Consider the following 21,991-nt stretch of genomic DNA (forward strand, 5'->3'; position numbering starts at 1 on the left):
ATGAGTCAGACCAAGCCACACATTGCAGCATCTGCATCGTTTGAAACCCAATAATTCGTACTTTGCAAATAGAATCCCATAAAAATGTTACCAATCGGTCACATTTTTCGGGTAATGTGGTTAGGATCATTTTTTGACCAGATGTTCAACTAATGATGCTGCACCGTACCTTCGGGTGCGTTATAAAAACCAAAGTTCTTAGAACGCAGCTCAGCAGTCGATACGCTGCACTCACAAAAAAAAACAATAACGGGACTCTGTGGTCGGCAACCCACACGGATGTCAGTGAGCCCCGAAGTCAATGAGAGGGATACCATGAACGCCAGACGAACCACCCTGGCCCTGATGATTGCCGCGGCCTCCGCCGGCGGTGCCCAGGCCGATCTGATTTTCTCCGAATACATTGAAGGCTCCTCCTTCAATAAAGCCATTGAATTGCAAAATACCGGCGACGCCACGCTCGACCTCAGTCAATACGCGGTCGAACTGTACTCCAATGGCAATACTAGCCTGAATACCTCCCTGACCCTGAGCGGCACCCTGGCGGCTGGCGATGTCTATGTCATCGCCAATAGTCAGGCTGCACAGGACATTCTGAACGTCACCGACATAACCTCAGGTGTTGCCAACTTCAACGGTAACGATGTAGTCCTGTTGCGCGAAGTCGACACCGTCGTCGACCGCATTGGCCAACTGGGTAATGGCGATACCTTCGGTGCCAATGTCACCCTGGTGCGCAAGTCTGACATTACCGAGGGTGATCCTGACTTTACGGCCACCTTCGACCCGAGCGCCCAGTGGGATTCCTATCCGAGTAATACCTTTGCTTATCTGGGTAACGGTGGAACAGGTGATGACGATGACCCGGATGATCCGGTATTGGCGCAATGCGGCGACCCGATGACATTGATCTCGGCCGTACAGGGCAGCGGTGACGAATCTTCCCTGCTTGGCCAGAGTGTGTCGGTTGAAGCCATTGTGGTTGGCGATTACCAGGCTGGAAACCAGCTCAGCGGTTTCTTCCTGCAAGAAGAAGATGCCGATCAGGATGGTGATGCAAGCACCTCTGAAGGCCTATTTGTCTTCTACTCCGGTACCGACGTTGCGGTCGGCGACCGCGTTGTCGTCAACGGTTCGGTGGACGAGTACTTTGGCCTGACTCAGATCAATGATGTAGACGGCATCAGCATCTGTGCCAGCAACCAGATGTTGCCGACACCGGCGCTGGTCTCCCTCCCGCTGGATAATGCCGACGATCTCGAAGCCTTTGAAGGTATGAGCGTCGCCAGTAATCAGACCTTGACAGTCAATGAGGTGTATCAGCTGGGCCGCTATGGCGAATTCACCGTCAGCGAGGGTCGTCGTTACATTCCGACCGAAGTTGCGGCACCGGGCCCCGATGCCTTCGCCGTGAACGCTGCCAACGACCTGAACAAGCTGGTTGTTGAAGACGGCATTCGCACGCAAAACCCGGATCCAATGCGGTTTCCGGCGCCTGAGCTGTCGGCCTACAACACCCTGCGCATTGGCGAAACCATCACCAACCTAAGTGGCGTTCTGAACTACTCGTTCGGCGCTTACAAGCTGATTCCAACGAGTGATTTGCAACTGCAGGGCACCAACCCGCGCACCGCCGCACCGGAAGACACTCTGGATCGCGACATGCGAGTGGCCAGTTTCAACGTGCTGAACTACTACAACGGTGATGGCCTCGGCGGTGGTTTCCCGACCGACCGAGGTGCCGATACACCGCTGGAACTGGAACGCCAGGAAGCCAAGCTGGTTGCTGCGTTGTCGGCTCTGGACGCCGATGTGATCGGTCTGATGGAAATCGAGAACGATGGCTTTGATGAAAACAGTGCCATTGCCCAACTGGTCGATGCGCTGAACGTGACTCAACCGGCAGAAAAAATTTACGATTACATCTCAACCGGTGGTGCGGGTGTGGGCACCGATTCGATTGCGGTGGGTCTGATCTACCGCCCCGATGTGGTGGCACCGGTCAACAGTGCCCAGGTATTGTCGAGCGACAACTCGCCATTGAATGACGAGGGCGAACCGCTGTTCAACGATGAGAAAAACCGCCCGGCGCTGACGCAGAGCTTTGAGCATCTGGGCAGCGGTGATCGCTTCACCGTTGTCGTCAATCACCTGAAGTCCAAGGGCTCTTCCTGTGACGACGTTGGTGATCCTGAAGATCCCAATCTGCAGGGCAACTGCAATGGCGTGCGTACCGATGCGGCTACTGCCATGGCTGAATGGCTGAGCACCTACCCGACTGGTGTTGATGATGCTGACGTGATGATCATAGGTGACCTGAACGCTTATTCGATGGAAGACCCTCTTCAAGTTCTGGCCGATGCCGGCTATGCCAATCTGAAGGGCGAAGGTGAATACTCTTACGTCTTCGATGGCGAATCCGGCAACCTGGACCATGCACTGGCCTCTGCCAGCTTGCAGGCCAAGGTGATCAAGGTTCAGGACTGGCACATCAATACCGATGAACCGCTGGTGCTGGATTACAACACCGAGTTCAAGAGCGACAATCACGTCGAACTGTTGTATGCGCCAACGCCTTACCGGTCTTCCGACCATGATCCGGTCATCGTTGACTTCAGTCTGAACACACCACCGAATGCCTCGTTCAGTGTGTTCAAGTTCCTGTTCTGGTACATCTTTATCAGCGACAGTAACGACGATGACGGCTATGTCGTCGACCATGAATGGCAGGCAGGTTCATTCACCTTCTCAGGTGACTGGAATGTAATTCCGAAGTACCTGCTCAAGCGTAACAAGGTGCGTGAGGTTACCCTCACCGTCACCGATAACGATGGCGCCACCAGCAGTCTGACTCAGACGCTGCCGCGTTGAGGTTGTTGCCATAGATCCGCGCCGGCTACCGGGTATACCTATCCGGGGTCGGCGTAAATCCATCCATGGAGCCTAGACCGCAGCATCCTTGCTGCGGACTTCCCCGGATAGGTACACCCGGTACCCGACACTTAGCTTGGTGCCTCCTCCGAAAAAGACCCCACGCTCGTTACTGAGCACCGCTTGGTTGAGTTAATAATCCCTGTTCATCAAATCATCACCATTCTGTCGTTCAACTGTCATTTCCCGGCAATAGTCTGACACTGTCTGCTATGACCGGAGCCTGCCGTTATGACGAACCGATCCGTACGTGCTGTGTTTATTTCCGATATTCATCTGGCCAATCCCAATAGCCAGGTAACGCTGCTCGAAGAGTTTCTGCGTACGACCGAAATGGAAACGCTTTATCTGCTGGGCGACATTGTCGACCTGTGGAAACTGAGCACACGCAAAGGCCGCTGGTCCCGCGAGCACGAAGCCATTTTAAAGTTGATTCTGGCCAAGGCTCATAACGGCACCAAAGTCGTTTATGTGCCGGGCAACCATGATCCTTTCTTTCGTCATTTCGCCGACACGACGTTGGGTCCGATCAGCGTAGAGCATGAGGCCATTCATACCGCCGCTACCGGTGAACGGTATCTATTACTGCATGGTGACCGGTTCGATGAGGATATCTATTGCGGGCACTTCTGGTGGCACTTGGGTGAGTGGGCCTATGAATCCATTGTTACGCTCAACCGTCATCTGAACCGGGTTCGCGCGCTCTTTGGCAGACCTTACTGGTCGTTGCCGGGTGCACTGAAGGTGCGCAGCAAGAAAGCCCGGGCCTACATCGAGAGCTTTGAAACCAAGGTGATTGATTATGCGCGTAGCCAGGGCGTTCAGGGGGTGATCTGCGGTCACATTCATCAGGGCACACTGCGCATTAGCGAGGGCTTTGTGTATGCCAATGATGGCGACTGGATTGAGAGCTGCACGGCACTGCTGGAACATCAGGATGGCAGTCTGGAGTTGCTTCAGGTGCCGCACGCGGCCACCCAGCCCGGCATGCGATTGCACCCGGCCATGTCACCCAAGCAGGCGACTGCATTACACAGCCAGGCTCATTGAAACCTTTACTTACGTTTCTCTACGAAATAATTACGCTTGCAGTGTCAATTGAATCACAAACGGCGCGGTACCGCATTGTACTGTCTGCCATTAAGGGCCAAAGTATAGGGGTACTCCATTCGCCGATGTAAAGGAGCCATTGAAACCCGGTGCACAGCAGGCAACTTCACCGCTGCAGACCGGGTTCTTCAACCAAGGCCAACCAGCAGTCTTCGGATTCACGGCCGGAACGGATTCCCGGGAGGTTCTATGCTGGCACTGCTCGTAATACTCAGTCTGTTTCTCATGGTTTTTGGCGTTTGCTACTGGTCTTTAAACCACTATCCGCGTTCGCGCCCCTTTCGCTACAGCCCGGGGTCGGAAATGCCTCTGCCCGATCCAAAGCGCACGCAACTGATGGCCGTTCTGGCACAGCGTTACGAACTGGAAACCATCATCAAACATGCCCGCCTCGACAGCGAACGGCTCGATGCCTTGCAGCGCTGGACACTCAATCGCTGGGAACCCCAAAACGGCAGTCGGTCGGGCTCACACAACCCACTCGATATTCTTGCCCGGGTCAGCCAGGGGGAACAGTTTGGTCGCAGCGACTTCGTCACCGTGCTTGGCCACGCCCTTCAGGCAGTCGGTATTCCTGCTCGCCTGGTTGAGCTGCACACACGCGACAGCCACTGGCGGCCGCTTGGGGGCTGTTACACTGGGCTTGAGGTTTTTTTAAGTGAGGAAAACACCTGGGTCTGGGTCGACGCCCAGTACGATGCCATTATTCTGAACAAAGGTCGTTACTGCAGTGCCCTCGATATTAAAGATGCCTTGCTGTCCCGCACCCATGAACTCGAACTGATTTCCGCGCTCGAGGGCACTGACATTGATAGCTATCTTGCTTTCCTGGCGCCTTTTCTGGACATCATTATTGCCCAGCCGCTGGGCCAAAGCCGGCGTTTTGCGCTTGTTCCACCTCAGTTGCGCTTCCCGCGGCGCCACCACCTGTTCGGTCGAACCCTGTACGATCAGGTTTGCCACTCGCGGGATACCTTTTACGCCGTTCGGGAGCTGAACCAGTTAATCCCGACTCGTCCCAAAAGCACCTTCCGGCCAAGAACCGCCAACGCCTGACGACTAAACGACCGGCCGTTAGCCGCCAGCGTTGGCTGACCGGTCGGAGTCTTCGATGGGGGCGAAATCTTCCTCACTCAGTTCGGGCGATTCCGTGCTGGTGTAGGTGGAGTCGATTCGCTTAAGTGCCTTGCACATCACATCGATGCGCTGATCCTGAGCGTGAATGTGTTCAAGCAGGGCCATAATGGCATGGGCGGTCGGGTCTGGCATTTGTGACACCCCGTAGGCATCGAAACCGACTTTATCGGCCATGGCCTTCTGTTTGTCACTGAACGGCAGCACTTTTTCACCCTGCTGTTTAACGATGCGCCCGGGAATACCGACCACGGTAGCGTTCTCTGGCACAGCCTTGGTAACAACCGCATTGGACCCTACCCGCGCATTCTTGCCGACGGTAAAGGGGCCCAGCACCTTAGCGCCGGCACCAACAATCACGCCGTCTTCCAGCGTTGGGTGGCGCTTGCCTTTTTCCCAGCTGGTGCCGCCCAGAGTAACGCCCTGGTAAATGGTGACGTCATCGCCAATTTCAGCGGTCTCCCCGATCACCACGCCCATGCCATGGTCTATGAAGAACCGTCGGCCAAGCTTGGCGCCCGGGTGAATCTCGATACCGGTGAACCAGCGAGCCAGTTGAGAGACCCAGCGAGCCAGTGTTTTCAGATTCCATTGCCACAGCTTGTGACTGAAGCGATGGATCAGAATGGCATGCAAACCCGGATAGTTCAGGAGCACCTCAAACCAGCTTCGCGCCGCAGGGTCGCGGTCAAAGACGCTCTGGATGTCTTCTTTCAGATTGCGGAACATATCAGGGTTTCCTTATCGACTTGTCTACCTGCGTCAGCATGCCACGTAAAATGTTGGCTTCAACTTCATCGGGCTGCGCGCGCAGAATCAGGCGGCGTAATTTACTGATCAGAGTTCGGGGGTTAGTGGGGTCGAGAAAGTCGATCTCAACCAGGGTCTTCTCCCAGTGCTCGAACAACCCTTCAAGCTGCTCGGCCCGCGCTGGTGGCTGGTCCCATTCGACGCCCCAGTCGGTTCGGGTCTGGGGCACAGCCAGTTCCTGACGCATGCGCAATTCATAGCAGAGTACCTGAACTGCCTGAGCCACATTAAGCGAACTGTAGTCCGGATTTGACGGAATGTTCACATGATAGTGGCATTTGGCCAGCTCATCATTGGTCAGGCCACTGCGTTCACGCCCAAACAGCAAGGCCACTGTTGACCCGGCCGGGTGGGCGGCCACTTTATCGGCCATTTCACGCGGATTGAGCAGCGGCCAGGGCAAGGAGCGCAAACGAGCTGAAGCGCCCACCACCAACGTGCAATCGGCTATGGCGGTGTCGATATCCTCGACGACCTCAGCCCGGTCGAGCACATCGTGGGCACCGGAAGACAAGGCAAAGGCTTCACCGGACGGATAATCCTTGGGAGACACCAGCACCAGCCGGGTCAGGCCCATGGTTTTCATGGCCCGGGCGGCGGCACCAATATTGCCGGGGTGGCTGGTGTGCACCAACACCACTTTAATATCATCCAGCCGGATACCCGTTTCGCCAGCGGCGTCCTGTGACTGCGACATGCTTTATTTCACCTCTTATCGTTCAAAAACTGCACACCACGTCTTAAAGAGTGCATCAAAGGTGTGTATTATACGCGCCCTTGTGCACTGTAACAGACTAAATGCCCTCACCAGCGAGTCGTCAGGCGGCCAGATGCAAGGCGCATTGGCGCAGGAATAGTGAGCCTATTTCAAGCCGATGCAACGCAGTCAGATGGCTGCCTGACGACTCGCCCGAAGGGAGCTTCCCAAAAGGCCCACCCCGGCGTTGTCGCTCTTGGAAAGGGAACCACCCTTCCCGGCAAGCGGCGCCTTGTGGTGAACCTTTTGGGAAGCTCTGGTGTGAGCATTTAGTCTGTTACAGCGCACTAATTCGGGAAAGCGCCCGAACCGCTGTTTAACAAACCCGTTTTTGCGGATAAAACCGACGTACCTGACCAGGCTCGTCCGGTCCGTTCTGTCTGGCTGTGCTGTCACACACCCGATGGAAAGGCTGGCGCCCATGCCTGTACCGGTACGGTTTAACCCTTTTGATGTGAGTGTGAACCGACCATGCAACCGATTCTGACCATTGCCCTGCGCGCCGCGCGCAACGCAGCCGACAAATTGACCTACACCTTGTCGAACATCGATTCACTGACCGCCGAAGGCGCCACCCGCAAAGACGTGTTTGACCAGGCCATAGAAGACGCCGCCTGGCGTGCCCGCAAAGCCATCCGAAAAGGCCACCCGCGCCACCATATCGACAGCCTGCACATCGGCATGGACGAAAGCCGCGACTACGACGGTCAGTCGTGCTGGAAAATCAACGTGCTGGCCGGTGAATCCAACTACCGCTCCGGTTACCCGGGCTTTCTGATTGTCGTCACTTTCTTTGTTAAAGACCGCATCGAAGCGGCCGCCCTGCTCGACCCGATCACCGGTGACGAGTGGACCAGCATGCGTGGCCGCGGTGTGCAGCTGAACGAACGCCGTGTTCGGGTAGACGCCTCCACACTGGACCTGGCCCTGGCCGCGATCGACAGCAGCGACCCGGCCGAAATCGGCCGCTGGTCAGAGCGCGTCGCCGGCATTCGCGTCAGCGGTTGTGGCTTGATGAACATCGCCCAGTTGGTGGCAGGCAGAGTGCAACTGGCCTTTGCCGACGATCTGAACGACGTCGATTTCCCGGCGGCCAGCCTGCTGCTGCAAGAAGCCGGGGCACTCAGTGGTGATCGCAACGGTGGCCCGGTAAGCGCCCGCAAAGGTGAGCTGCTGGCTGCGTCACCGCGCCTGTTCAAGCAACTGTTCAGCCGCGGCTAAGTACCCTTTACCCTGTTGCCTCCAGCAGCCTGCTGTTGGAGGCGTCATTTTGTGACTTCCTTTCCGGTTCCAGACACCAGATCTGCCGTTTTATCCGCTACGCCTTGGGGCAGGGCCAATCACGGGGTATAGTGCGCGTTTTCCGCACTGTGTTTTCTGCAACTACGATTTCTGCAACTACAGGGACAGCCGTTTGACCCAAGCGCTCAATTTCTTCGCTGGCGAGCACGCCTACCGGACCATTCACAACGAAGGGCTGTCACCCCAGTCGATCCGCGTCATTATGGGCGCATCGGGCGGGCCCAAGTGGTTTGTACTGAGCCACCTCGATCGCTACCTGGCCAGCGAATGGTTGCCCGCCATCGATCACCCCCTGAATCTGATCGGCAGCTCCATCGGCGCCTGGCGCATGACGGCCTATGCCAACAAAGACCCGTTGGCAGCGCTAAACCGGCTCGAACACGGCTACCTGAACCAGCGTTATTCAGACAACGCCGATGCCGACGAAATTACCGGCAAGGTCAACGAGTTCATCGACGAAACCATGGGCGATGCCCCCTTTGATGACTTGCACCCAAACCGCCTCTTGCATCTGGTCACCGCCCGTTGCCGGGGTGTCACGGCGGCGCACTCCACGCGTAAACAGGCCTGGGTATTCACCGGCGTCGCTGCCAGCAACATGATCTCCCGGGCCACGCTGCCGCGCTACTTCGACCGGGTGGTGTTTCGCAGCCCCGGCGGCCAAATCCCCCTAACCGACTGGGACCAGTTCACCACCTACCAGGTGCCGCTGACACCCGACAACCTGCGCCAGGCGCTGCAAGCCAGCGGCGCGATTCCGGTAGTCATACACGGCGTCACCAACCCGGCCGGCGCCCCGCCGGGGGTTTACCGTGACGGCGGTATGGTCGATTACCATTTCGACCTGCCAATCAAACCGGATAACGGCCTGGTGCTCTACCCGCATTTCTCCCCGGTGCTGAAACCTGGCTGGTTCGACAAACCCTTGCCCTGGCGCAAAGTCACCGCGAGCCATTACAGCCACACCCTGGTCGTCTGCCCAAGCCAGGCGTTCATCGACAAGCTGCCTTACGGCAAAATCCCGGACCGCAAAGACTTCGAAACCCTCGATGACGAAACCCGCCTGCGCTACTGGAATACCGTGGTCGACATGAACCGGGCGTTAGCCGACGAATTTCACAACCTGGTCAGCACTGGCAAACTGGCAGAACGGCTCCAGCCTATTAACGCCATAGCGCGCTGATTGGTTACCTTAACCCAATATTAACAACCACACTTTCCAGCCCGTTCAGTTCAGATCGGGTTCAGCCTGCCTTGCGATACTGGCTCCATTGAACAAGGAGCCTTACTCATGACTCAGAACAGTCTGCATCAACGGTTCGAACCGACTACCGAGCCAACACAGCATTCACTCGCTCAGCGCCGCCGCCTGGCCACCATGGCCACCTTTTCCTTAATGACAGGCCTGCTGCTGACGGGTTGCCACGTAAGCGTCACCGATGTAAATGAGCATGAGGCCGGTTACGACACGGAAGTCACTCCAACACTGGCGCGCTACGACACCGAATTTCTGGTTCGCAGCGCGCTGGTACCCTATTCACTGAGCGCCACCAGCATCGAGATGATCTCGGACCCCGAGGCGTTTCTAACCCCCTCGGCCCGTATGGCCAGCCGCAGTCATATTCCGGTTGAAACCACGTCAACCTATCTGTTTGACAGCGGAGCCTGCGACTTTGGCGGCTACACCAGCATCGACGCCTATGGTGAGACCGAAACCTACTCCGACAGCATGACGTTCATCACCATGGACGTAACCGCTGAAGCCGTGGACTGTGACACCCGTAACTGGCAGGGTTATGTCACCCTGAACAGTCGGCTCGATTTTGATGTAATGGGCTGGTACGACGACTATGAAGACCGCATAGAATCCCTCGAAGGCAGCATGACCGGCCGGCTGCGCATGCGCGCCGAACGCAGCGACCTGAACTACACCAACATCAGCACGGAAATCATCGAACTGAACTCGACCGACTTCCGAATCGAGGCCAGAGCCAGTGTCTGGCTCGACGATGGCTGGCGCACCAACTCGGCCAGCCTTACGACCACTCGCGGCGTGCACTGGTATCAGAACGACACCCGCCCACACGCGGGCAAGGTTCGGCTAACGGCTTATCGGGGCTGGGTGGATCTGGAGTTTTCGGACTATGGCGTGACTCGTACCGACAGCAATGGTTATCGGGACAGTATTTCCTGGTCGAGTTTGCTCTAAAAGTGCTGTTCTGAAAGTGCCAGCCACAAAAAAGCCGACTCATTGTCGGCTTTCTTTCGTTTATTTTTTGAACCCGCCCGGCGCTGAGTGGCGGCTGCCGGATTGGTCTATCCGGGGTAGTCCGCAGCATGGACTAAAATGCCGGGAGCGTTTTAGCATGAGCGCAGCGAACCCGAAGGGTGAATCCCACGGATGGGATTCATATCCTGCGGTCTAGGCTCCATGGATGGATCTACGCCAACCCCGGATAGGCTAATCCGGCAGTCGGCACGGGCTAAAGGCACCCAAGCAGGCGCAACTGAGCAACCACCTTACTCCAATACCATGTATTCGGGGCCGAAGCCGGCTGACCAGACGATGACAGTGCCAACTCGCAGGGTCACCAGCAGTACCAGTGCCACGGTGATGACCGAGGTTGCGTACATAAAAGCACGCTCTTTCGGAATGTTCATCACGATGGGCAGGCCTTCGTAGATCAGATAGACCGCATAGGCGGCTGCGATGGCGAACACCACGGCATTAAGCCAGAGCACTGGCCATGCACCGACGATACCGGCCAGGAAAATTGGCGCCGTGGTATAAACTGCCAGGGCCATTCCATGGTGCGGATCAACCGGCTCATCGGAATAGGTCGTTGTCATCCAGGTAATAAACTCACCGAATGCCCAGACACCGACCAGCGCCGCCAGATAACTCAACACACAAAGCACCAGTGCGCTTTGCTGGGTCAACACTGTCAGCGGACCATCGCCCAGGCTCCAGCCGACCTCGGCTACGCCAATGTAGAAACACACCGCAGGAATCAGCGCCAGAATCGGGACGTGGGTCAGAAACTCCATCGTCTTGCTGCGTCGCTGTTTACGAATGAGTGACCACTCACTACCGGGGTGAGTGAAAATACCAAGGGTGTGATCCAGAATCATAATGCTCTCCAAAGGGTCGTTCCGGCCGGTACGGGTTATTGTTGTTGACGGTCACCTGAGCGGTTTCTACCAGGCTGGAACAGGGCCTGCTTGCAACCGTTCAGAGGCTACGTAAAAGTGGCCGGATGCTGACTGATAACATAGAGGAATTGGCGCAGACTGCAAGCATGCCGGGAGGCCTGACATGGAAAATTAGTGCACCACGACGACCAATCTCTGGAAACTGTGATCCATATCATTATATTATACTTTTCTAATACAGCCGCTGAACGCTGCAATCCGGCCGACGGTATCGCACCGTGGTTAAGCAGGTGGTAGCATCCAGCATAATTCGACATCAAAGCAGGAGAGGTTCAATGAACGTAACCCAGCTATCCCCCACTTTTCGGGTCAGCCCGCAAATTACGACTGACGACGTTGCCGAAGCCAAAGAACAAGGCATTGGTGTCATCGTTTGCAACCGGCCCGATGGCGAAAGTGCCGACCAGATTCCGGCGGCCGACATCCGTCGAGCCTGCGAAGCGGCCGGCATCAAATTCGTCGAGTTGCCAATGAACGGGCCCAACTACTCGCCCGAACAGGTGAGCACCCTGAAATCCCTGATCGACGACGGCAGCAACATTCTTGCCTATTGTCGCACCGGCAATCGCAGCAGCATTTTGTACAACGCCACTCAAGGGTCCAACTGAGTCTTGCCGAAAGCCATCGCCTTCTCAATGCCCCGCGCCGGCGACATCAACGCCGGCTTACTGGTGGCACTGGTCGGTATTCCGCAATGCCTTGCCTACGCCATGTTATCGGGGCTGCCCCCGATGTACGGGCTGGTTACTGCTGCCCTGCCGGGTATGGTGGCGGCCCTGTTTGGTCGCAGCGCCCACGTTACCGTCGGCCCGACCAATACCACCGGCCTGATCATTCTCGCTAGCCTGACCCCCTGGGCCGACCAGCCCGAACTGTTATTAACCGCCATGGCTACCTTGACAGTTCTTGCGGGCCTTTCACGCCTGCTGATCGTCGCGCTGCGGGCGGAGCGCGTCTTCGACTTCGTGCCCGAGGCCGTTATGGTGGGTTTCGCCACCGGTGCGGCCGTTATCATTGCGCTGATGCAGCTCGACGAATTCATCGGCACCCCCTTTTCCGATGTTCGCAATGTGGTGGATGAACTGGTGCGGCTCTCGGGTCTTAGACTGCCTGATATTGAATGGGCCGCAGTTGGCCTGTCGGTCTTTGCGCTGGCGTCGGTCGTGCTCGGCCGGCGCTACCTGCCTCGGTGGCCCATTCCGCTGATGACCCTGGTGATCAGCACGGCTCTGGTCGTCTGGGCACCCTGGTCCTTCATCGAACGCTGGATAACCCTGGAACAAACCACCGTCATTGCCGATGGCTGGCCGCAACTGGCTACTCACTGGCCCAGCTGGAGCATGGTGCAGGCACTGATTATTCCCGGGTTTGCGGTCTCCTTTATCGGCTCGCTGGAGCTGATTGTGACCCTGCGCAACCGCGCCGAACAGCGCTGGCTGCGCCGCGAACTCGGCAGCCAGGGCATTGCCAACCTGGTCGGCAGTGTGACTGGCGCCTTTCCGTCCAGCACATCCCTGACCCGGTCGGTATTGCTCGACATTGGTGGTGCGGTGACCCGCTGGGCGCCCTTTATCGCTGCCCTGATCATTCTGCCCATCATTCTGTTCGGCGCCGATCTGATTCGCGCCATTCCACAGGCGGTTATCGCCGGCCTGCTGGTCGCCACCGCCCTGTCGATGCTGAAGCCCAACCAGATTCGAACCATTCTCAAAGCCAACTCCCAGACCCGAACGCTATTTCTGGTCACCCTGATCAGCACCCTGGTACTCAATTTCCACGAAGCCATTCTGCTTGGTGCAGCGCTGGGGCTCGGCATCTTTCTGTTTCAGGCCAGCGTACCCCTACTGCGTCGCTACGCGGTGGACGAAGAAGGCTGGCTGCGTGACACCATTGAACTCGACAGCCCCCACACGCTGATTCAGATCTCGGGCAGTCTTTACTTCGCCGCCGCACGTCAGCTCCCGGAGCGGTTGACGGCCATGCTGGCTCCGAAAACAACGTTGCTGACCATCGACCTGACCCATACTCATCACATTCGCGTCGCGGCCCTTCAAGCTCTGCAACAGTTCGTAGCGCATGCTCAGACGCAAGGCATCGAGCTTCAGATTTGCGGCCACACACCGGCGCTGGTGCAACTGTCCAACACTCTGGGCATTCGTCTGCCCTGGTGCGACCGGGTAATGGCCCAGCGCATCCGCGAACCGGAACCCGACAATGACTGACCTCTACCGGCCCGACGACCAGCGCCCGCATAACTTTGGTGGCCTGCTGACCGTCGCCCCCAACATGTTGGAGTTCATGGCTCAGGCCGAGCGCGTAGCCAGAACTCAGGCCTCAATACTGGTACGTGGTCAAACCGGTTCGGGCAAGGAGCTGGTGGCGCGCTACATTCACGACCAGTCTCGCCGGGCCGGACAGGCCTTCAGCGCCATCAACTGCGCCGCTCTGTCGCGTGAATTGATGGCTTCTGAACTTTTTGGTCACAAGCGCGGTGCCTTCACCGGCGCAACGCATGACCGCACAGGTCTGTTTGAACTGACCGACGGCGGCACCCTGTTCCTGGATGAAATCGCCGAAATGCCGCTGGATATTCAGGCAGGCCTGCTGCGGGTACTGCAAGACCGATGCTTTACCCCGCTGGGGTCGAGCGAGGTTCTGCATACCGACATCCGTCTGGTCAGCGCAACGCACAAATCGTTGCGCAAGCTGGCCGCTGAAGGCGATTTCCGCGAAGACCTTATGTACCGGGTGCGCGTCGTGCCGCTATACCTGCCACCGCTGAAAAGCCGCGTCGGCGATGTCGCCATGCTCAGCTGGCAGTTCATTCACAGCCTGAACCAGGAAAATGAACGTCACATCGACAGCATCACTGCACCGGCCTACGATGCGCTGCTGGCCTACGACTGGCCCGGCAACATTCGCGAACTGATCAATGTCATCACCTACGCCCATGCCATCGGAGAAGGCCCGACCATTCAGCTACAAGACCTGCCGCCCGAACTGCGCGGCGAAGCCCCGCCCGATGAATCCGAGATCAGCATCGAACAAAATGAACGGGACCGAATTCTCGCACTGATGCAACAGCACAAAGGCCACAAGCAGGCCGTCGCGGATGCCATGGGCATTTCACGCGCCACACTTTGGCGAAAAATGAAGTCCCTGCAGCTAATGTAACCCAGGTTTCGGCGTTGTCGTCGGCTTGGAGGCTTTGGCCCGCGACGGCCACCTGGGATGCCTCTGTGGGGTCGGCGTGGATCCGTCCATGGCGGTCCGACGTCTCGGGCCTAGGCTTCGGGATGTGAATCCCATCCGTGGGATTCACCCTTCGGGCTCGCTACGCTCATGCTAAAACGCTCCCGGCGTTTTAGTCCATGCCTCAGACTACCCCACAGAGACATCCCAGGCACCCACCGCTCGTCGCATCATCTCACTCCAACGCTTAAGGAATGGAGCCCTTTTGCGAAGAATTTTCGTTCCTGAGCCGCCTTTCCCAACAGTCGCTCCCGGTATTCGGTAAACTACCGTTACATTTTCAAATAACTGCAGAATGCATGTCCCCCGATCACACTGATCTCTGGTTTCTGCCGCTGGGTGGCTGCGGCGAAATCGGTATGAACCTGAATTTGTATGGCCACGACGACCAATGGCTCATGGTCGACTGCGGCGTCACTTTTGCCGACCCCGATCAGGCCCATCAGCCGCATGTGCAAATGCCCGACCCGGCTTTTATCGCCGAACGCGCCGATCATCTGGCCGGTATTGTTATCACTCATGCCCATGAAGACCATTTAGGTGCCCTTCCCTATCTGTGGCGTCGCTTTAAGGGCCGGGTCTATACCACGGCTTTCACCGCCGAAGTGCTGCGCCGCAAACTGGTCGAGTTCAATCTGGCCGGGCAAATCTCGATCGAGGTCGTTAAACCCGGCGACCGGAGGCAAATAGGCCCGTTCAATGTCGAATGGCTCAACATTACCCATTCGATACCCGAGCCCCAGGCTCTGATGATCCGCACGCCCGTCGGCAGTGTTTTTCACACTGCGGACTGGAAACTCGACCCGGCGCCAGTCATCGGCCCGCCCATCGCGCCTAAGATCTTCCAGGCGCTGGCGGATGAATCCCCTTCGGCCATGGTGTGTGATTCCACCAATGCGCTGGTCGATGGTCACTCGGTTTCAGAATCAGAACTGATTCCCGGGTTGCGCAAAATCATTGAAAACGCGCGTGGTCGGGTCGTGGTCAGCTGTTTTGCCAGTAACGTCGCCCGGCTGGTTACACTGATGCAGGCCGCAGACCAAACCGGACGCCGCGTCGCCCTGCTGGGCCGCTCACTGAAAAACATGGTGTCGGCGGCCAGGGCCACCGGTTACTGGGACAGCAAGCACCGCTTCATCGACCCCTTCGACCTTGGCTTCTTCCCGCGCGAGCACTTTATGGCCATCGCCACCGGCAGCCAGGGCGAACCCCGGGCCGCGCTGTCACGACTGGCGAAAGACACCCACCCGGACTTGACGCTGGAAGCGGGCGACACGGTTGTATTCAGCGCACGCATTATTCCGGGCAATGAAGTGCTCGTCGACGGTCTGATCAGAGCGCTAAAAGCGCGTGACATTATCGTCATTACTGCAGAAGAAGCTGGCTTGCCGATTCACGCTTCCGGCCACCCGGCAGCCGATGAGCTCACGCAGATGTACCAGTGGGTCAAACCAGAGCTGGCCATCCCGGTTCACGGCGAACCCGCCCATATGGCGGCCAATGCCAAACTGGCGCGAGGTGCTGGCGTCACCCGTCAGTTAACCGGGCAAAATGGCGACTTGTTTTATATCAAACCGGTCGTTGGGATTCGGCGCAAGGCGGTTGCAACCGGGCGGCTCGGGTGGGATCGGGATGCGTTGATTCCAGTGGCAAGTTCGTGACGTTTGGCTCTATCTCACTGACCTTCCAACTCCGCAATCCTTGCCAGCAAATCAGCATCGGGCTCCACCTTGGCGTTGGTGTTGTAATCCAGCAACACGATCCGGCCATGGCCTTCGGTGACCAACGCCTGCTGGGTTTGGCTGAAAATGCCGTAGTGCTGAACGAATCCAAATCGCTGCAACTCCCCAATTCTGGCACCTACCAACAATCGGTCCGGGTAGTTGACCGGTCGGCGATATTTGCATTCGGTCGAGGCCAGAATCGGGCCGATACCTGAGGCTTCCTTGCGACCGAACAGGCCGCAGGCTTCAAAATAAGCGATGCGGGCGCTCTCGAAGTAGCGAAAATAGGTGACGTTGTTGACGTGATTGAAGGCATCCATCTCGCCCCATTGCACAGGCAGTTCAATTCGAACGGGGAAGGTGTTTTTGAAATCGTCCAGGGTCATGGCCATGGGTCTTTCCTGTTTGAGTCGTTTTAATCAGGTCGCAGTGTGCCCGACTTGCTGGCATAACAGAAGGAAGCGGTCAGTCTTCAGGAGTCGGTAGCCTGCTCGCCACAAGCATCAAACAGGGCCTGCCAGGCCTCGACCTGCTGGCGAATCTGAGCCCGGTAGCGATCATGATAGTGCGTCAGCGCTGTTGCATAGTCGTCAATGGCAGGGTTATCCACGTCGATGGTTTTGGTCATTGAAGTCAAGGCGTCGTAGCCTGCCAGAAAACGCTGATCGACGCTCACCAGCCAGGGCTGAACTTCCCGGGCGAACACATTACCCATCACATTTCGGGCAAAGCCGAGCTCCTGCAGTGGTGGGCCCATCGGGCACAATCTGGCGTCTTCCGCGGCGGCGTTCAGCATCTGCTCGCTTTGCTCCAGTGCCTGAATAGCCCAGCGCATAGCGATAAGACTGCGCCCACCCATCGAGTAGCCTGCTATTCGCTCCATACTTTGAAGCCATTGCGACTGGGTAACCGTCAGCGGCTGCTCCGCATAACCGGCCAGTGCTTGATGCGCTGCCCGGTAGCCTTCGAAATCGACCTCGTCTTCAGCCGCAAAACCCTCGCTGCCGCCCGTCCAGTAGCTCTGGTAGTCAGGGTTGGCCAGGGTGGCGTTAAACAGGTGCTGGGGGAACACCTGGCGTTTCAGTTCCAGAATGCCCTCCAACTCGGTGATCAGATCGTCATCCAGACCGGGTTCGGTTTTCAGACACTCCGGCAGCAGGGTTAACAGCCGGCGCTCGTAATCCAGCCGTATCAGCGGGTCAGCCACCCGACCCAAGATGCTGTTGCGTTCGCCCATCAGGGTGAACACTTCGCATCCGCGCAGCGACCAGGCATCGAGTACATCGATCTGCACCTCCGGAGGCGACTGTCGCAGGGCTCGGGTCTGTGGATAAGCCGGCAGATTAACCGGTGTCACAACGGGGATATCCGCATCCAGCACCCGGCTGACCCGCTTGACGTAATCAGCGAGCAGGTCATCACCCTGTTGCACGCATCCGACCAGAGCCAGGATGCCAAATAGCGTTGCAAAACGAAACACTGGTTGCAACACACTAATACAGACCATCCAACTCACCCAGAAAATCTCCTTTAATATCAATAGGTTAATAACTGGCACGAGACTTGATATGGGTAAGCAAAGCGAACTCACTGGACCGGCACCCGGTTTTGAGTCTCCCGCTCCCGATCACCAAGAGGATACTGTCATGGCACATCGACTGGTCTGGATGCCAACCGACGAAATTTTAAAGAAAGTTCCCTGCACCTGCATTGACGGTCGCACTCAGGGCATTCGCTACAGCGTAGCCGGCGGCAGCTTTGGGTTGTTCCTGCATGTCCTGGCGAGATTGCAGCGTACTCAAGGTCGCTGTCTGCAACAGGAGGACGTCGATCAATACATGCACCTCTTTGCCACCGATGTAGGCCCTGTCTATCTACACAGCGACCAGCATACCATCGACCGGATTTTCGCCCGCATGGGGCTGGAAAGCGATACACGACTGAAACAACTGACGGTCAGCCAGCAGCGTTCTTTCTGCGAACTGGCCACCACTCCCGAGTTTCAGGGGTGCGGTCATATCAAATTGATCATGCAAAACGAGTTGGATTATCAGGTACCACCTACCCTGGTCACCCGGGCGATTAAGGCCTTTTTCCGCCTGTACTTCGCGGGCACCGGCAATCTGATGTTCGATGTCCTCGCCGGACGCCACCAGGAAGAAAGCGTGCTGCTGCTTGAAGAACAATTCAGCAAGAACCTGGACAGCGAATCGGCGCTGCTATTGGCCGAACCGATGGATCAGGATCAGTTCTTCTGTCACCGCCCGCTCAAACAGGCGCTGGCAGAACGCTTTCTCAGGGCCATCGATCAGGCTGGCTTGCCCGGCCTCGATGAGTCCCAGTGGCCAGAGCTGATCAGTGCTCACAACAGTGCCGCTGAAACCACCCTCAACAAACTTGCGCCGGAGCTTCCGGTCGACCACATTCGACTGTAACTGGAGAACCTCACTATGACACAAGCAACTTTTACCCGCCGGGTGTCCCAATGGATCCCGGCGCTGGACTGGATTCGCAACTACCAGCGCGGCGATCTGCGTGGCGACCTGATCGCCGGCATCACCGTGACCATGATGCTGATTCCCCAGGCCATGTCTTATGCCATGCTCGCTGGTCTGCCGCCGTACATTGGTTTGTACGCCTCGGTTATGCCGCTGCTGGTGTATGCCCTGTTTGGCACGTCACGGCAGCTCGCTGTTGGCCCGGTCGCCATGGTAGCCCTGCTGGTTTCAAGCGGGGTGGGCGCCATGGCACCCATCGGTTCCGATGAATACATCGCCATGGCGATTCTGCTGGCGCTGATGGTCGGTGTAATCCAGTTCCTGATGGGGGCGTTCCGGCTTGGCTTTGTCACCAACTTCATGTCGCACCCGGTCATTTCCGGCTTCACCAGTGCTGCGGCGCTGATCATTGGTTTCAGCCAGCTCAAGCATATAGTCGGTCTGCCTCTGCCACGCACCGAGAACATTGCCGAAACCCTGTGGCTGACGGTTACCCAGGTCAATGCCATGGACCCGGTCGCACTGGCCATCGGTGTCGGCGGTATCGTTTTGTTGCTGGGCCTTAAACGCATCAGTTCGTTGTTGCCGGGTGCCATGATCGCCGTTGTGATCGCCACCCTTGTTGTCTGGGGCTTCAACCTCCATGAAACGGCCGGCGTCAGCATCGTCGGTCAGGTTCCCGCTGGCTTTCCGGAGTTTTCAATCCCGACACTCAGTTGGGCCAGCATCGTCAGCCTGCTGCCCATCGCCCTGACCATCTCGATCGTGGGCTTTATGGAAAGCATTGCCGTAGCCAAGAAGATCGCCACGGAAAAACGTTACGAAATAGACGCCAATAAAGAGCTTGTCGGCCTGGGTCTGGCCAACATTGTCGGCTCGCTGTTCAAAGCCATGCCGGTAACCGGTGGTTTCAGCCGCACCGCGGTAAACAAGAATGCCGGTGCCAACACCGGCCTTGCGGCCATCATTACAGCGGTTCTGATCGGTATTGCCCTGGTGTTCCTGACGCCGCTGTTCTATTACATCCCCAACGCCATCCTGGCGTCTGTGATCATGGTGGCGGTGTTTGGATTGATCGATGTGCACGAGGTAAAACATCTTTGGAAGGTAAAACGCGACGATCTGGGCCTGCTGATCTTCACCTTCACCGCCACGCTAGTGCTCGGCGTCAAGTACGGTATCTTCCTGTCGGTGGGTCTGAGCATGGTCTGGTTCGTGATTAAAACCACTCGGCCCCACTATGCCGTGCTGGGCAAACTGCCAGAGACCGACCAGTACCGCAACGTGAAACGTCACGATCAGGCTGAAACCACGCCCGGCGTGCTCGCCTTGCGCTTCGACGCCCAGTTCTACTACGGCAATGTCAGTTTCCTGAAAGACACCGTCAAACGCGAAGAAGCCCGGATGACCAGCCCGATGAAAGCCCTGGTACTCGACGCCAGCGCCGTCAATCAGCTCGATTCATCGGCCGATACGGCTCTGCATGAACTGCTCAGGGATTACCGTCTGCGCAATGTGGATCTGTTCTTCGCCCACGTTAAAGGACCCGTCATGGATGTCATGAAACGCAGTGGTTTTGCCCAGACATTGGGGGAAGACCACTTCTTCCTGACGACGGATGCCGCGGTTCAGGCGGCCCGGGCCTATACCATCCAGTGAGTCAGTGGTTGCAACATGCTGAAACGCATGTTGCAACCCATTAATACAGATTATTCTAATATAACTTGAAAAGCCCGTATCATGGGGGCTTTGAGTTGGCACAGTACTGGCAATACAGATTGCAACACCGGACATACGACCTCCGGTTTGCGACTCTCATCAGATTGGAGAACAACCATGAAACACGCGATCAAAACATTCTACGACCCAGCCACGTTTACCCTGACCTATGTGGTCTACGATGAAGACAGCCGCGATGCCGTCGTCATTGACCCGGTGCTGGATTACAACCCCATTGGCAGCATTGTCTCGGACGAGTCGTTCCAGCAAGTTGTAGATTTCGTCGCCGAAAACGACCTGAAACTGCACTACGTGCTTGAAACCCATGCTCACGCCGACCACCTGAGTTCCAGCCAGCTGTTCCGCGATGAGTACCCGGGTATCAAAGTGGCGATCAGCGAGCGCATCACCGGCGTGCAGACGGTCTTCAAGTCAGTCTACAACCTTGAAGAATCCTTCGTTACCGACGGCAACCAGTTCGACACGCTGATTACCGACTTCGACATACTCGAAGCCGGAACGCTGCGCATCAAGGCGCTGCCAACCCCGGGACATACACCCGCCTGTTTGTCGTTCCTGATCGGCGATGCTGTATTTACCGGCGACGCCCTGTTCATGCCCGATTACGGGACCGGACGCTGTGACTTTCCCGCAGGTGATGCACGCACACTGTACCGCTGTGTAACCGACAACCTATATAGCTTGCCGGATGAGACTCGCGTCTTTGTCGGTCACGACTATCAGCCGGGTGGCCGTGACGTTGCCTGGGAAAGCACGATCGGTGACGAAAAAGCCAACAATATCCAGTTGAAAGCGGACACCACCGAAGACGATTTCGTCACTTTCCGTGAGCAGAGAGACTCCGGACTGGCTGCGCCGAAGCTGATCTACCAGAGCATTCTGGTGAACATCGACGCGGGCCACCTGCCCAAAATGGAAAGCAACAATCAGCGGTACCTGAAAATACCGCTCAACCTGAAAATGCAGCGCGCTGTCTGAAAAAGTGGGCAACCCGGTGGCCTAAGCCCTTGCAAAGGCCACCGGGCTCCCTAATTAAGGCACCCATACATTAGCTAACACTTATTCGAGGTTATGATGGAAATCATCAATTTCACACCCTTGTCAGCAACACTCGGCGGCGCCCTGATTGGCCTGTCGGCGGCTTTTCTGCTGCTGGTTAAAGGCCGCGTGGCCGGTATATCCGGTATTTTCGGCGGCATCGTCTACCCGGAAAAAGGCGACGTCAGCTGGCGCATCCTGTTCATCGCCGGCTTGATCATCGGTGGTTTCATCTACCAGTGGCTGGGTGCCGGCGTCGGTGTAGACCACATTGAAGCCGTGGTCGGTACGCCCTGGCTGATCGCCGCTGGCCTGCTGGTCGGCGTTGGTACCACCATCGGCACCGGCTGCACCAGTGGTCATGGCATCTGCGGCCTGGCCCGTCGCAGCCCGCGCTCACTGGTCGCTACGGTGACCTTTATGGCTACCGCCTTTGTGACGGTCTACATCGTCCGCCACCTGTTTACCGGAGGAGTCTGATC

The 21,991-nt window shown here is 57.2% G+C and carries 19 protein-coding genes; 14 read left to right on the forward strand and 5 right to left on the reverse strand.

Annotated features, from left to right (window positions below; genetic code table 11):
* The first annotated feature begins 315 nt into the window (after window positions 1–315).
* The 3 genes from ABJT94_RS02135 (at window position 316) to ABJT94_RS02145 (ending at window position 5,097) form a co-directional block, all read left to right on the forward strand.
* Window positions 316–2,871, forward strand: a complete 2,556-nt coding sequence (locus tag ABJT94_RS02135; protein WP_348477412.1) for an ExeM/NucH family extracellular endonuclease — start codon at window positions 316–318, stop codon at window positions 2,869–2,871.
* 291 nt (window positions 2,872–3,162) lie between these two features.
* Window positions 3,163–3,981, forward strand: a complete 819-nt coding sequence (locus ABJT94_RS02140) for a UDP-2,3-diacylglucosamine diphosphatase (protein ID WP_348477413.1) — start codon at window positions 3,163–3,165, stop codon at window positions 3,979–3,981.
* A 249-nt stretch (window positions 3,982–4,230) separates the two neighbouring features.
* The gene (locus ABJT94_RS02145) at window positions 4,231–5,097 is read left to right on the forward strand and encodes a hypothetical protein (protein WP_348477414.1); all 867 of its coding nucleotides are present in this window, start codon (window positions 4,231–4,233) and stop codon (window positions 5,095–5,097) included.
* An 18-nt stretch (window positions 5,098–5,115) separates the two neighbouring features.
* On the opposite strand, the gene cysE is transcribed toward ABJT94_RS02145, so the two are convergent.
* Both cysE and trmJ read right to left on the reverse strand, forming a co-directional pair.
* Window positions 5,116–5,904: a serine O-acetyltransferase gene (gene cysE, locus ABJT94_RS02150; RefSeq protein ID WP_348477416.1), complete on the reverse strand. Its 789-nt coding sequence runs from the start codon at window positions 5,902–5,904 to the stop codon at window positions 5,116–5,118.
* A gap of 1 nt (window position 5,905) precedes the next feature.
* Complete coding sequence (gene trmJ / locus ABJT94_RS02155) at window positions 5,906–6,682, reverse strand: tRNA (cytosine(32)/uridine(32)-2'-O)-methyltransferase TrmJ (RefSeq protein WP_348477417.1); 777 nt, start codon at window positions 6,680–6,682, stop codon at window positions 5,906–5,908.
* 531 nt (window positions 6,683–7,213) lie between these two features.
* Here trmJ and ABJT94_RS02160 point away from each other — a divergent pair.
* The 3 genes from ABJT94_RS02160 to ABJT94_RS02170 all read left to right on the forward strand — a co-directional run bounded on the left by ABJT94_RS02160 (window position 7,214) and on the right by ABJT94_RS02170 (window position 10,253).
* Window positions 7,214–7,963, forward strand: a complete 750-nt coding sequence (locus tag ABJT94_RS02160; protein ID WP_213677262.1) for an inositol monophosphatase family protein — start codon at window positions 7,214–7,216, stop codon at window positions 7,961–7,963.
* 193 nt (window positions 7,964–8,156) lie between these two features.
* Window positions 8,157–9,227 (forward strand): patatin-like phospholipase family protein, encoded by a 1,071-nt coding sequence (locus tag ABJT94_RS02165; protein WP_348477419.1) that lies wholly within the window; start codon window positions 8,157–8,159, stop codon window positions 9,225–9,227.
* Window positions 9,228–9,335: 108 nt separating this feature from the next.
* On the forward strand, window positions 9,336–10,253 hold the full coding sequence (locus ABJT94_RS02170) for a hypothetical protein (protein WP_348477421.1): 918 nt from the start codon (window positions 9,336–9,338) through the stop codon (window positions 10,251–10,253).
* A 311-nt stretch (window positions 10,254–10,564) separates the two neighbouring features.
* Here the strand turns inward: ABJT94_RS02170 and ABJT94_RS02175 are convergent, their stop codons facing one another.
* Window positions 10,565–11,176 carry a Yip1 family protein gene (locus ABJT94_RS02175; protein WP_348477422.1) on the reverse strand — a complete coding sequence of 204 codons (612 nt, stop codon included), beginning with the start codon at window positions 11,174–11,176 and terminating at the stop codon, window positions 10,565–10,567.
* Window positions 11,177–11,532: 356 nt separating this feature from the next.
* Between ABJT94_RS02175 and ABJT94_RS02180 the strand changes: the two genes are divergently transcribed.
* The 4 genes from ABJT94_RS02180 to ABJT94_RS02195 all read left to right on the forward strand — a co-directional run bounded on the left by ABJT94_RS02180 (window position 11,533) and on the right by ABJT94_RS02195 (window position 16,170).
* On the forward strand, window positions 11,533–11,865 hold the full coding sequence (locus ABJT94_RS02180; RefSeq protein WP_348477423.1) for a TIGR01244 family sulfur transferase: 333 nt from the start codon (window positions 11,533–11,535) through the stop codon (window positions 11,863–11,865).
* Between the two features lie 3 nt (window positions 11,866–11,868).
* Complete coding sequence (locus tag ABJT94_RS02185; RefSeq protein WP_348477424.1) at window positions 11,869–13,479, forward strand: SulP family inorganic anion transporter; 1,611 nt, start codon at window positions 11,869–11,871, stop codon at window positions 13,477–13,479.
* Window positions 13,472–14,431: a sigma-54 dependent transcriptional regulator gene (locus ABJT94_RS02190; RefSeq protein ID WP_348477425.1), complete on the forward strand. Its 960-nt coding sequence runs from the start codon at window positions 13,472–13,474 to the stop codon at window positions 14,429–14,431. The genes ABJT94_RS02185 and ABJT94_RS02190 overlap by 8 nt, the downstream gene beginning before the upstream one ends.
* A gap of 377 nt (window positions 14,432–14,808) precedes the next feature.
* Entirely contained in the window at window positions 14,809–16,170 is a 1,362-nt protein-coding gene (locus ABJT94_RS02195) for a ribonuclease J (protein WP_348477427.1), read from the forward strand.
* Window positions 16,171–16,184: 14 nt separating this feature from the next.
* Here the strand turns inward: ABJT94_RS02195 and ABJT94_RS02200 are convergent, their stop codons facing one another.
* Both ABJT94_RS02200 and ABJT94_RS02205 read right to left on the reverse strand, forming a co-directional pair.
* On the reverse strand, window positions 16,185–16,625 hold the full coding sequence (locus ABJT94_RS02200; RefSeq protein WP_348477429.1) for an acyl-CoA thioesterase: 441 nt from the start codon (window positions 16,623–16,625) through the stop codon (window positions 16,185–16,187).
* A gap of 80 nt (window positions 16,626–16,705) precedes the next feature.
* Window positions 16,706–17,740, reverse strand: a complete 1,035-nt coding sequence (locus tag ABJT94_RS02205; RefSeq protein WP_348477627.1) for a DUF3080 family protein — start codon at window positions 17,738–17,740, stop codon at window positions 16,706–16,708.
* Between the two features lie 139 nt (window positions 17,741–17,879).
* Here ABJT94_RS02205 and ABJT94_RS02210 point away from each other — a divergent pair, with 139 nt between their 5' ends.
* The 4 genes from ABJT94_RS02210 (at window position 17,880) to ABJT94_RS02225 (ending at window position 21,989) form a co-directional block, all read left to right on the forward strand.
* Window positions 17,880–18,668: a hypothetical protein gene (locus tag ABJT94_RS02210; protein WP_348477430.1), complete on the forward strand. Its 789-nt coding sequence runs from the start codon at window positions 17,880–17,882 to the stop codon at window positions 18,666–18,668.
* A gap of 15 nt (window positions 18,669–18,683) precedes the next feature.
* Complete coding sequence (locus ABJT94_RS02215) at window positions 18,684–20,390, forward strand: solute carrier family 26 protein (protein WP_348477431.1); 1,707 nt, start codon at window positions 18,684–18,686, stop codon at window positions 20,388–20,390.
* 177 nt (window positions 20,391–20,567) lie between these two features.
* Window positions 20,568–21,449: an MBL fold metallo-hydrolase gene (locus tag ABJT94_RS02220; RefSeq protein WP_348477432.1), complete on the forward strand. Its 882-nt coding sequence runs from the start codon at window positions 20,568–20,570 to the stop codon at window positions 21,447–21,449.
* Window positions 21,450–21,542: 93 nt separating this feature from the next.
* Entirely contained in the window at window positions 21,543–21,989 is a 447-nt protein-coding gene (locus tag ABJT94_RS02225) for a YeeE/YedE thiosulfate transporter family protein (protein ID WP_348477433.1), read from the forward strand.
* Window positions 21,990–21,991 lie beyond the last annotated feature (2 nt).

It is taken from the genome of Saccharospirillum sp. (genome assembly GCF_039982735.1).
Lineage (GTDB): Bacteria > Pseudomonadota > Gammaproteobacteria > Pseudomonadales > Natronospirillaceae > Saccharospirillum.